7 protein-coding genes and 1 rRNA gene are annotated in these 11,364 nt (G+C 71.3%); 4 read left to right on the top strand and 4 right to left on the bottom strand.

Annotated elements, in window-relative coordinates; all coding sequences use genetic code 11:
- Nucleotides 1-285: ribosomal RNA gene (locus tag ACFWI4_RS14410) — 16S ribosomal RNA — on the bottom strand; the annotation flags it as partial.
- Between the two features lie 664 nt (nucleotides 286-949).
- On the opposite strand from ACFWI4_RS14410, the gene ACFWI4_RS14405 reads away from it, so the two are divergent.
- On the top strand, nucleotides 950-1,399 hold the full coding sequence (locus tag ACFWI4_RS14405; RefSeq protein WP_387195201.1) for a PTS glucose transporter subunit IIA: 450 nt from the start codon (nucleotides 950-952) through the stop codon (nucleotides 1,397-1,399).
- Between the two features lie 77 nt (nucleotides 1,400-1,476).
- Nucleotides 1,477-3,147, top strand: a complete 1,671-nt coding sequence (ptsP, locus tag ACFWI4_RS14400; protein WP_385399414.1) for a phosphoenolpyruvate--protein phosphotransferase — start codon at nucleotides 1,477-1,479, stop codon at nucleotides 3,145-3,147.
- A 77-nt stretch (nucleotides 3,148-3,224) separates the two neighbouring features.
- Here ptsP and ACFWI4_RS14395 read toward each other — a convergent pair whose 3' ends face one another.
- Together ACFWI4_RS14395 and ACFWI4_RS14390 are read right to left on the bottom strand one after the other, a co-directional pair.
- The gene (locus ACFWI4_RS14395) at nucleotides 3,225-4,145 is read right to left on the bottom strand and encodes a hypothetical protein (RefSeq protein WP_387195198.1); all 921 of its coding nucleotides are present in this window, start codon (nucleotides 4,143-4,145) and stop codon (nucleotides 3,225-3,227) included.
- A 22-nt stretch (nucleotides 4,146-4,167) separates the two neighbouring features.
- A complete protein-coding gene (locus ACFWI4_RS14390) occupies nucleotides 4,168-5,376 on the bottom strand; it encodes an MFS transporter (protein WP_387195197.1) in 1,209 nt (402 codons plus the stop codon).
- Nucleotides 5,377-5,487: 111 nt separating this feature from the next.
- Here ACFWI4_RS14390 and ACFWI4_RS14385 point away from each other — a divergent pair, with 111 nt between their 5' ends.
- Nucleotides 5,488-6,807 (top strand): aminotransferase class I/II-fold pyridoxal phosphate-dependent enzyme, encoded by a 1,320-nt coding sequence (locus ACFWI4_RS14385; RefSeq protein ID WP_387195195.1) that lies wholly within the window; start codon nucleotides 5,488-5,490, stop codon nucleotides 6,805-6,807.
- Here ACFWI4_RS14385 and ACFWI4_RS14380 read toward each other — a convergent pair whose 3' ends face one another.
- Nucleotides 6,808-8,775 (bottom strand): acetoacetate--CoA ligase, encoded by a 1,968-nt coding sequence (locus ACFWI4_RS14380; protein WP_387195192.1) that lies wholly within the window; start codon nucleotides 8,773-8,775, stop codon nucleotides 6,808-6,810. It lies immediately after the preceding gene.
- A gap of 213 nt (nucleotides 8,776-8,988) precedes the next feature.
- On the opposite strand from ACFWI4_RS14380, the gene ACFWI4_RS14375 reads away from it, so the two are divergent.
- Nucleotides 8,989-11,361, top strand: a complete 2,373-nt coding sequence (locus ACFWI4_RS14375; RefSeq protein WP_387195189.1) for a glycoside hydrolase family 31 protein — start codon at nucleotides 8,989-8,991, stop codon at nucleotides 11,359-11,361.
- The last annotated feature ends 3 nt before the right edge of the window (nucleotides 11,362-11,364 follow it).

The following is an 11,364-nucleotide window of genomic DNA, read 5'->3' as shown; positions in this document are numbered from 1 at the left end:
CCGGCTACCCGTCGTCGCCTTGGTGAGCCACTACCTCACCAACAAGCTGATAGGCCGCGGGCTCATCCTTCACCGCCGGAGCTTTTAACCCCCACAGATGCCTGTAGGAGTGTTATCCGGTATTAGACCCCGTTTCCAGGGCTTGTCCCAGAGTGAAGGGCAGATTGCCCACGTGTTACTCACCCGTTCGCCACTAATCCCCACCGAAGTGGTTCATCGTTCGACTTGCATGTGTTAAGCACGCCGCCAGCGTTCGTCCTGAGCCAGGATCAAACTCTCCGTGAATGTTTTCCCGTAATCGGGACGACACCACGAGAGCGGAACCAGAGGGAGGAATAATCCCTCGGTTCACAGCGTCCTCGCTGTGCGCCTACCCCAAAGGGGCAGGACTTTTTCAAAGGAACCTCGCCCCAGCCGATCGGCCGGAGACGGGGTATCAACATATCTGGCGTTGATTTTTGGCACGCTGTTGAGTTCTCAAGGAACGGACGCTTCCTTTGTACTCACCCTCTCGGGCTTTCCTCCGGGCGCTTCCCTTCGGTCTTGCGTTTCCGACTCTATCAGACCGTTTCCGTATCCGATTTCCTCGGCGCTTTCCAGGTTTCCGCTTTCGCGTTTCCCTTTCCGGCGAGTCCGACTCTATCAGTCCTTTTGCTTCTCTCTGACCACCGTCCCGCAGACATGCGGAAGGCGACCCCGAGATAGGATCTGACAAGTTGGGTGCTGCCGGGCAACGACGCCTTGGTCACGCCGCTCAGCCTCAGGCAGGAGTACGACTCTACATGGGGTGCGGGAGCGGGCGCAAATCGTTTGCCCTGTCCTCTACGGCGCCAACCGGGATCTCTCGCGCGGAACCGGCACTTCATATGACATACCCTGCTCAACAGTGTCCTGTCCGGGACAGGCAGTGACGGCCCGTACAGATCTCCACCCCCCTCGGAGGCTTTCCATGACCACCGTGACGTCCCCTCTTGCAGGACGTGCCATCGGACTCGCCGCGGTACCGGACCCCGTGTTCTCAGGAGCGATGGTCGGCCCCGGCACCGCGATCGACCCTGAGCGCGAGCCCTCGGAGGCCGTCGCTCCCGTGGACGGAGTGATCGTCTCCCTGCACCCGCACGCGTTCGTCGTCGTCGACGGCGAGGGCCACGGCGTGCTCACGCACCTCGGCATCGACACGGTGCAGCTGAACGGCGAGGGCTTCGAGCTGCTCGTCAACAAGGGCGACACCGTGACCCGGGGCCAGGGCATCGTGCGCTGGAACCCCGCCGCCGTCGAGGCGGCCGGCAAGTCCCCCGTGTGCCCGGTCGTGGCCCTCGAAGCCACGGCCGACTCCCTCTCGGACGTCGTCGAGGTCGGTGAGGTCAAGGCCGGCGACGTGCTCTTCGGCTGGCAGTGACACCGGCGCCGTCCTGGACGGCGCGTTCGACAACGATCACGGCGGCTACCCCGCCGCACTATTCGGAGACGGGTGAGATGGAGACAACGCTGCGAGGCGTCGGCGTGAGCCACGGTGTGGCGATCGGCGAGGTTCGGCACATGGGAACGGCGGTTCTCGAACCGCCTGCCAAGCAGATCCCCCCGGAGGACGCGGCCCGCGAGCAGGCGCGCGCCCGCAAGGCCGTGGAGGACGTGGCGGCCGACCTGATTGCGCGCGGCAATCTGGCCGGCGGCGAGGCCCAGGCGGTGCTCGAGGCGCAGGCCATGATGGCCCAGGACCCCGAGCTGACAGCCGATGTGAACCGGCGCATCGCCGTCGGCAGCACGGCCGAGCGCGCGGTCTACGACGCGCTCGCCGCCTACCGGGCCCTGCTGGCCGGCGCGGGCGAGTACCTCGCCGGACGCGTGGCCGACCTCGACGACGTGCGGAACCGTATCGTCGCCCGGCTGCTCGGCGTGCCCATGCCGGGCGTCCCGGACAGCGACGAGCCCTACGTCCTCATCGCGCGCGACCTCGCGCCCGCCGACACGGCGCTCCTCGACCCGACCCTGGTCCTCGGCTTCGTCACCGAGGAGGGCGGGCCGACCAGCCACAGCGCCATCCTTGCGCGTGCCCTGGGCGTACCGGCCGTCGTGGCACTGCCCGGCGCGGGTGAGCTCGCCGAGGGCACGGTCGTCGCGGTCGACGGCAGCACGGGCGAGATCTTCGTGGAGCCGAGCACCGAGAAGAAGGCGCAGCTGGCGGCCGCGGCGGCCGAGCGCAAGGCGTCGCTCTCCGCCACGACCGGCCCGGGTGCCACCTCCGACGGACACAAGGTGCCGTTGCTGGCGAACGTCGGCGGCCCCGCGGACGTGCCGGCGGCGGTGGAGGCCGGAGCCGAGGGCGTCGGTCTGTTCCGTACCGAGTTCCTGTTCCTCGACGACAGCAAGCAGGCGCCGTCCGAGGAGAAGCAGGTCGAGGCCTACCGTCAGGTGCTCGAGGCGTTCCCCGAGGGCCGTGTCGTTGTGCGCGTCCTGGACGCGGGTGCCGACAAACCGCTGGAGTTCCTGACGCCGGCCGACGAGCCGAACCCGGCGCTCGGCGTCCGGGGTCTCCGCTCGCTGCTCGACCACCCCGACGTGCTGCGTACGCAGCTGACCGCCCTCGCGAAGGCCTCGGAGGGACTGCCGGTCTATCTCGAGGTGATGGCGCCGATGGTCGCCGACCGAACGGACGCCAAGGCGTTCGCCGACGCGTGCCGTGATGCCGGACTGCGGGCGAAGTTCGGCGCCATGGTGGAGATCCCGTCGGCCGCGCTGCGTGCGCGCTCGATCCTCCAGGAGGTCGAGTTCCTGTCCCTGGGCACCAACGACCTCGCGCAGTACACCTTCGCCGCCGACCGGCAGGTGGGTGCGGTGTCCCGGCTCCAGGACCCGTGGCAGCCGGCGCTGCTCGACCTGGTCGCGCTGTCCGCCGAGGCGGCGAAGGCCGAGGGCAAGAGCTGTGGTGTCTGCGGTGAGGCCGCGTCGGATCCGCTGCTGGCCTGTGTGCTGACCGGTCTGGGTGTCACCTCCCTGTCGATGGGTGCCGCGTCGATCCCCTACGTGCGGGCGACGCTGGCGAAGTACACGCTGGCGCAGTGCGAGCGGGCGGCCTCGGCCGCGCGTGCCGCGGACACGGCGGAAGAGGCGCGCACCGCAGCGCAGGCGGTGCTGTCCGGCGAGTAGCCGGGCGGACCGTCGGGCACCGGCGGTCGGCGGTACGGAGGGGCGTTCCATCTGCGGATGGGACGCCCCTTCCGCGTTCAGTGGCTGTGGCCCCTCCCCTTGTCCTCGTCGACGTCGCCGGCCTCGTCGTCCCCGTCGTCGAGGCCGGGCGGTTCGCAGTAGTCGACGCCCGACTCCGGGGAGACCAGGTCACCGGAGTCGAGGTCGGTGCAGTAGGCGTCGAAGACCTCTCCGGCGGTTAGGGGTTCCAGGTCCTCTCCGCGCAGGCGCCATCCGTAGACACGGTCGGTGGTGTCGGGTGCGGTGGTGCGCATGACGAGTCCGCAGGCGCTCCGGGTGGCGATTCCGAGGGCGAGGACGGTGGTGAATTCGAGGGCTTCGGATTCGTCGAGGCGTGTGGCGCCTTCGGTGCGTCCCTCGGTGCGCAGTACGGCGACGAGCGTGTCGGGGACGGTCGAGACACTGCACACGAGGTGGAGTTCGCCCGGGCTGGCCGTGTCGACGACCCTGGCGAGGAGGTGGGCGGCGCGGATGAAGGAGGCGCGGCCGATGTCCTCGCCGCAGGTCGCGCAGGTTCCGATGCGGGCGAGGAGCGTGGTCGCGTACTCCCAGGTGGCCCGTCGGACGGCTTCGTCGACGAGGTCCGGCACCAGCTCGCCGAGGGGCTGCCCTTCGTAGGGGATGGTGGGGCCGGTCGCGCCCAGTTGGGCGGTGAAGCGGGTCCGGCTGGCCGGGGTGTCGGGTTCCAGGCCGCTCTCGGCGCAGAACTCGGCGTACTCCTCGGGGTCGAAGAGGGCCACCGTGGTGTGGTTGCCCTGCGACGCGAGTGTCTTGAGCAGGGCTTCGACCTGTTGGAGATAGGTGCTGTGGTCGGCGAAGGCGAACGTGCGGTAGCGCCGCATCGCCCGGAAGTCCTGTTCGTCGGTCAGCAGGCCGATGGTGCCCGCGATTTCGCGGCGCAGGACGCGTCGCATGGTGTGCTGTTGGGTGTGCGCCATTTTTCCCCCTGTGCGCAGTCGATCAATGCTCACTCACAGTAACCGGCGGCACTGACAACGCGGGGCGGGTGAGCCGGTCGCGCACGAGGCGGTGCTGAAACATGCAGGTCGCGGCTATGGCGGCACCGAAGAGGGTCCAGCCGAGGGGGCCGGTGGCGATGGCCGCCGTGACGGCGAGTGGTCCGGCGCTGCGCTGGACGGCCTGAGCGAGTCCGTGGACGCCGAGGTAGGCGCCCTGCGCGGTGTCCGGTGCGAGGGCGACGGAGAGTTCCCAGGAGACGGTGGCGTGGAGCATCTCCGCGACCGTGAACAGTGCGGCGGCCGCGGTCAGCAGGAGGGTCGCGGTCATGACACCGCCGGTTGCTGAGAGGGCCATGGCGGCACCGCCGAGGGCGAAGGCGGCGGAGAGCGGGACCAGGAGTGAGCGTGCCGCGGCGGTGCCGACGCCGAACCGGGCCAGGGGGACCTGGAGGGTCACGACCATCACGTTGTTCAGGACCATCAGCAGCGGCGCGAGGCCGTGGGGGGCGACGTCGGAGTGGGCTATGCACAGGGGCAGCCCGACCTTGAACACGGCGTCGTCGAGGAAGAGGACGGTCTCGGTGGCGACGTAGGCGAGGTAGGTGCGGTCGCGCCAGGGGCCACCGGGTCGCGCCGTGGGGACGGGGTCCTTCGATGTCGCGACGGTGCGGGTGGCGGAGGGCGGCTCGCCGCAGCGGGCGGTCGCGAGGGCGACGGCGACGAACGAGAGGGCGTCGCCCGCGAGCAGTCCTCGGTACGCGGCGGTGGTCCCGAGGGTCAGCGCGCCCGCCGCGACGAGGCCTCCCAGGGCCCAGCCGGCGTTGGCGACGGTGCGGTTGAGGGCTTGGTAGCGGACGCGGTCGGGTCCTGAGACGCGGGTGGCATAGAGCTTGGTGAGGACGTTCGCGGCGCGGTCCCCGAAGCTGCCTGCGGCGGAGAACGCGAGGAGGAGGGCGTAGTTGTCGGTGGTCAGCAGGGCGAAGGAGGCGAGGGCCCGCAGCAGTTGGAGCGCGATCAGGACGCGGGTGAGCGGCAGGCGGTCGGCGATTCGTCCGCCCAGGGGCGCGCCCGCGATGCCGACCGCTCCGGCGGCGGCCACGAGGGTACCGATCTGTGCGACGGAGAGGCCGGTGACGTAGGTGAAGTACAGGACGGAGACGGCCGCCCACAGGCCGCTGCCGGAGCGGTCGACCAGGGCGATCCAGAGCATTCTCCGGCCGTCGGGGCCCCCTGGTACACGTGTCGCCCATGCGGCTGCGCGATGGGTCCGGATCACTGCTCCCCCTTGCCTCGGATTATGTATTGATACATACTCAGCAACGTGGCAGCACAATATTCGATCAGCGGTACGACCGCCAAGGGAATTGCCGCGTCCGTCGAACGGGGCGTGGCCGAGGGTGCGTTGGAGCCGGGTTCGGCACTGCCTCCCGTGCGGGCCCTGGCCGATCGCCTCGGCGTGAGCCCCGGGACGGTCGCGACGGCGTACCGGGAGCTGCGGCAGCGCGCGATCGTCGTGACCCGGGGGCGCGGCGGGACCGTGGTCGCCGCCGCGCCCTCGGTGGCGTCCCGGCGGCCCCCGCGCGTGCCGGACGGGCTGCGCGATCTGGCGGGCGGGCATCCGGACCCCGAGCTGCTCCCCCTGCTGGTGCCGCCGTCGCGGCTCTCCCCCGGTGCGCGCTCCCATCGCTCCACACCGCGTCTGGCCCGGCTGGAGGAGGCCGTGCGCGACTGGCTGGAGCCCGACGGGGTGCCGGTGGAGCAGGTGACCTTCGCCCATGGCGCGCTGGACCTGATCGGACGGCTGCTGTCGGTGGAACTGCGTCCGGGGGACGCGGTCGCGATGGAGGATCCCGGCTACCACCATCTGCTGGACCTGGTCACGGCCCTGGGCCTGCGTACGGTTCCGGTCGCGGTGGACGACCGGGGCATCCGACCGGACGCCCTGCGGACCGCGCTACGGGCGGGGGTACGCGCGCTCGTGTGCAGTCCGCGGGCGCAGAATCCGTGGGGCGGCGCGTTCTCCGAGGAACGGCGGGACGCGCTCGTCGACGTGCTCCGGGAGGCACCCGACGTGCTGGTCGTGGAGAACGACCACGCGTCCTCGGTGGCCGGCGCGCCACTGCGCACGCTCACCTCGGGCGGTCCGAAGCGCTGGGTCCATGTGCGCACGGTGAGCAAGTTCCTGGGGACCGACCTGCGGTGGGCGGCCGCCGCGTGCGATCCGACGACCCTGGCCCGTCATGACGGCCGTCTGCTGCTGACGTCCGGCTGGGTCAGTCATCTGCTCCAGGAGACGGTGTACGGGCTGATGACGGACGAGGGCACGCGCGCGTTGGTGGCCCGCGCCGAGGAGACGTACGCGCTGCGCAGGACCGCGCTGATCCGCGAGCTCGCCGATCGCGGTACGAAGGCCCGGGGGGTGAGCGGGATGAACGTCTGGGTGCCCGTGCGGGACGAGTCGGCCGTGGTGAACGGGCTGCGCTCGTACGGCTGGTGGGTAGCGGCCGGGGCGCGCTTCAGGACCTCGGCGGCGCCCGGCGTGCGCGTCTCGGTCACGGACCTCACGCCCGCCGACGCCGCGCGCCTGGCCTCCGACTTCGCGGCCGTGCTCGGCGAGTCGGAGGCCACCTACGGAGGCTGATCAGCCGCGCTCGCGCGCCAGCTTCTCGTAGAAGCGCAGGAGTTCGACGTTGTCCACGGAACCCACGTTGACGGCCTTCTCCATGGAGGCGCCCTGGAGGAGTCGCTTGACGGGCACCTCGATGCGCTTGCCGGTCAGGGTGTGGGGCACTCCGGGTACTTCGATGACCTCGTCGGGCACGTGGCGCGGGGAGAGCTGCTCGCGGATCGTCCCCTTGATGCGCTTCAGGAGGTCCTCGTCGAGGACGGCTCCGGGCGCGAGATGGACGAACAGCGGCATCCAGTAGCCGCCGTCGGGCTGTTCGACGCCGATGACGAGCGACTCCTTGATCTCGGGGAGGCGTTCGACGGCTTCGTAGATGTCGGCCGAGCCCATGCGCACGCCCTGGCGGTTGAGCGTCGAATCGGAGCGTCCGTGGATCACGACCGAGCCCCGTGAGGTGACGGTGATCCAGTCGCCGTGGCGCCACACTCCGGGGTACGTGTCGAAGTAGCTGTCGTGGTAGCGGCTGCCGTCGGGGTCGTTCCAGAAGCGGACGGGCATCGACGGCATGGGATTGGTGACGACCAGTTCACCGACCTCGTCGACGAGGGGCTTTCCGCTGGGGTCCCAGGACTGGAGGTCGGTGCCGAGGCCGGCGGCCTGGAGCTCGCCGATGTACACCGGGAGTGTGGGAACCGCTCCGGCGAAGCAGGAGCAGACGTCGGTGCCGCCGCTGACGGAGGCGATCCACAGGTCCTCGCGGACCTCGTCGTGCAGCCAGCGGAATCCGTCCGGCGGCAGCGGCGAGCCGGTCGTGGCCACGCACCGCACTCGGCTGAGGTCGAAGTCGCGCGCGGGGTGGACCTCCGCCTTGCCGCAGGCCATCACATAGGCGGCGGACGTGCCGAACAGGGTCGCTCCGGTGCGTTCGGCGATGCGCCACTGGGCGCCCGTGTCGGGGTACCCGGGGCTGCCGTCGTACAGCACGATCGTGGTGCCCGTCAGCAGGCCGGAGACGAGGAAGTTCCACATCATCCAGCCGGTGGACGTGTACCAGAAGAAGCGGTCCTCGGAGCCCAGGTCGCAGTGCAGTCCGAGCTGCTTGAGGTGCTCGACGAGGATGCCGCCCTGGGACTGGACGATGGCCTTGGGCAGGCCGGTCGTGCCGGAGGAGTAGAGCACCCACAGCGGGTGGTCGAAGGGGACCTGCTCGAAGACGGGCTCGGTGTCGGCCGAGGTCAGCGCCGACCAGTCCAGGGCGCCCTCGGGTGCCTCGGTGCCGAGCAGCGGGATGTGCACGACGGCGTTCAGGGTGGGCAGTTCGCGGCGCAGCTCGGCGACCGTGTCCCGGCGGTCGTGCTCCTTGCCTCCGTAGCGGTAGCCGTCGACGGCGAACAGGACGACGGGTTCGACCTGCTGGAAGCGGTCGAGGACGCTGCGGGCGCCGAAGTCGGGGGCGCAGGACGTCCAGACGCCGCCCACGGCGGCCGTGGCCAGCAGCGCGACCACGGCCTGCGGGATGTTCGGGAGGTAGCCGCTGACCCGGTCTCCCGGGCGCACGCCGAGGGCGCGCAGCGCGGCGGCCAGGGAGCCGACCTGGCCGCGCAGCTCGGACCAGGTCACGGGGACGGACTCATGGGTCTCGTCGACGTACAGGAGGGCCGGTTCGTCCGCGCGGGTGTCCGCGGCGCGCAGGGCGTGCTCCGCGTAGTTGAGGGTCCCTCCGGGGAACCACTCGGCTCCGGGCATGGCGCGATCGCCGAGCACGCGCGCGTAGGGGGTCGAGAACCGTACGTCGAACCACTCCGTGACGGCTTTCCAGAACGTGTCCAGTTCGTCGACCGACCAGCGGTGCAGGGCCGCGTAGCCTCCGTCGGCCGGGGCTCCGTGCCGTTCGGCCGCCCAGGCCTGGAACTTCGTGACCTGCGCCCGGGCGATGCCGTCGGCGCTGGGCTGCCAGAGTGGTGAGGGGTTCGTGGTGGACATGGGGCGGCTCCCGGACTGTGCGCGTCGTGTGCGTCGGTCGCGCACGAGCGGGGGTGTGCGCGGTGCGCGGCTGACACGGACGATGCCATGTGATCGACTTCTTTACCAGGGCACGCCACACATAGTCGGCAACATGAAGATGTGGCGCTGCAACAGGTGAACGGCAGTTGAACGACGCACTCAACGGGCGCGGGTAGTGGCAGGGTGAGCAGCATGGACGGTCGTGACCTGGTGCGTTCGGTGAAAGCGGTCGGCTCGGGGGGTACCACTCAGGGGTTGCTCACGGTGCGGGCCGCGTGGCGCAGGCGGCGTGCTGACGCCGCCGGACTGCCGCAGCGGGGGGCCGAGCGGGCGCGGGTTCCGGGTCCCGTGACCGGTGTGGAGCCGGGCCCCGGTGGCGGGGTCGTCCGCTTCACGCGCTCGCAGCTGCGGATCACGGTCACGGTGGGCGGGGCGGTCTTCTGGGGCTGGGACGGAGTCGCGCCGGAGCCGTCGTACGCGCTCGCGGGCCGCATTCCCGACCCGGACCCGCGAGCGGTCCTGGAACCTGACAAGGACGGCGGCTGGAGGGTCGTGGCCGAGCGGGTCACGGTCGCGGTATCGCGGCACGGCGCGGTCCAGGTGCTCACGCCCGGCGGCGTGGCCCTGCGCCGCGATCTGCCGCCCCGGTGGTGGGAACCCGTCGACGGCGGCGCGGCCCGCTGGATGCAGCGCTCCGAAGTGCCCGCCGACGCCCGGTTCTTCGGCCTGGGCGGACGGGCCTCCGGACTCCGGCTGCGCGAGGGGACGTACCGGCTGTGGAACACGGATCCCGGCCAGGCGTTCGGGCCGAGTGACGATCCGCTGTACCTCACGATGCCCGTGCAGATGGTCGTCGCCGACGCGGGCACCCATCTCGTGTTCCACGACACGTCCTGGGACGGCACGATGGCCCTGCGCGAGGGCAAGGAGGGTGCCGGTTCGGGGCACGACCGGGCCGGATCGTGCGAGCTGCGCATGGACGGCGGTCCGCTGCGGTGCTGGGTGATGGTGGGCACTCCCGCGCGCGTGCTGCACTCCTGGGCCTCGCTGACCGGTGGCGCGGCGCTGCCTCCGGCATGGGCGCTGGGGTACCAGCACGCGCGGTGGGGCTTCGGCAGCGAGCAGGAGGTCCGGCGGATCGTCGCCGGCTATCAGGAGCGTGACCTGCCGCTGGACGCCGTGCACCTGGACATCGACCACTACGACGCCCACCAGGTGTTCACCGTCGACCGTGAGCGGTTCCCGAAGCTTCCGCTCCTCGCCGAGGAGCTGCGGCGGGACGGCATCCGGCTGGTGTCGATCATCGACCCGGCGGTGAAGGCGGAGCCGGGCAACGCCGTGTACGACAGCGGTCTCGCCGAGGACGCCTTCGTGCGGGACGCCTCGGGACAGCTCGTGCGAGGCGTCGTCTGGCCCGGGGAGGCCGTCTTCCCCGACTTCACGGACCCGCGCGCGCGGGCGTGGTGGGGCAGGCTCTACGAGGAGCGGCTCGCGCAGGGGTTCGCCGGGTTCTGGCACGACATGAACGAGCCGACGTCGTTCGCCGCCTTCGGGGAGTCGACGCTGCCGCGTTCGGCCCGGCACTCGCTGGAGGGCCGCGGCGGTGACCACCGCGAGGCGCACAACGTGTACGCGCTGGGCATGGCCCGGGCCGCCTACGAGGGGCTGCGTGAACTCGTCCCCCAGGAGCGGCCGTTCCTGTTCTCGCGCTCCGGCTGGGCGGGCCTCCAGCGGTACGCGGGGACCTGGTCCGGGGACGTGGCCACGGGCTGGCCCGGGCTGCGGGCTTCGTTGTCCCTGGTGCTGGGCCTCGGGCTGTCCGGGGTGCCCTATTCGGGACCGGACGTGGGCGGCTTCGACGGCAGCCCGTCTCCCGAGCTGTATCTGCGCTGGTTCCAGCTCGGGGCGTACCTACCGCTGTTCCGCACGCACGCGAGTCTGCGGGCCGGGCGCAGGGAGCCCTGGGAGTTCGGCGACGAGGTGCTGGAGCACGCGCGCGTGGCTCTCCTGGAACGGCGGCGGCTGCTGCCGTACTTCATGACGCTGGCGCACACGGCACGCCGCACCGGGTCCCCTTACGTGCGGCCCCTGTGGTGGGGCAGCCCCGAGGACCGGGCGTTGCGCGACTGCGAGGACGCCTTCCTGCTCGGCGACAGCCTCCTGGTGGCGCCGGTGCTGGACCCGGGGGCGATACGGCGGACCGTGCAGCTGCCGCGGGGACGCTGGTACGACACGGCCACCGGGGAGGCGTACGAGGGGCCGGCACAGGTGGTGGTCGACGCCCCCCTGTCACGGATTCCGGTGTTCGCGCGGGCCGGTGCCGTCCTGCCGGTGCGCGGCGCCGACGGCGGTCCGGAGCTGGAGGTGTGGGCGCCCCCGCCGGGAGGCACCGGAGGCGGGCTCGTCGTGCCGGACCCGGGCGACGGATGGGAGGAGCCGGAGGCCGAACGCCATGTGTCCCGCTGGGACGGGGACGACGTGGTGGTGCGGCGGGCCGGCGCGGGCGGCCTGGTCGAGCCGTCGTGTCCCGTACGGGTGCGGGGGCTGGGGACAGCGCGTCCCTGACCC

This window comes from Streptomyces sp. NPDC127038, from assembly GCF_042725875.1.
Classification (GTDB): Bacteria; Actinomycetota; Actinomycetes; order Streptomycetales; family Streptomycetaceae; genus Streptomyces.
This window is presented reverse-complemented; position numbering and strand designations above follow the sequence as displayed.

Bases quoted from the DNA above. Each gene is read 5' to 3' on its own strand.
- ACFWI4_RS14380 (WP_387195192.1), bottom strand. From the start codon at position 8,775: ATGTCCACCACGAACCCCTCACCACTCTGGCAGCCCAGCGCCGACGGC.
- ACFWI4_RS14405 (WP_387195201.1), top strand. From the start codon at position 950: ATGACCACCGTGACGTCCCCTCTTGCAGGACGTGCCATCGGACTCGCC.
- ACFWI4_RS14375 (WP_387195189.1), top strand. From the start codon at position 8,989: ATGGACGGTCGTGACCTGGTGCGTTCGGTGAAAGCGGTCGGCTCGGGG.
- ACFWI4_RS14395 (WP_387195198.1), bottom strand. From the start codon at position 4,145: ATGGCGCACACCCAACAGCACACCATGCGACGCGTCCTGCGCCGCGAA.
- ptsP (WP_385399414.1), top strand. From the start codon at position 1,477: ATGGAGACAACGCTGCGAGGCGTCGGCGTGAGCCACGGTGTGGCGATC.
- ACFWI4_RS14390 (WP_387195197.1), bottom strand. From the start codon at position 5,376: ATGCTCTGGATCGCCCTGGTCGACCGCTCCGGCAGCGGCCTGTGGGCG.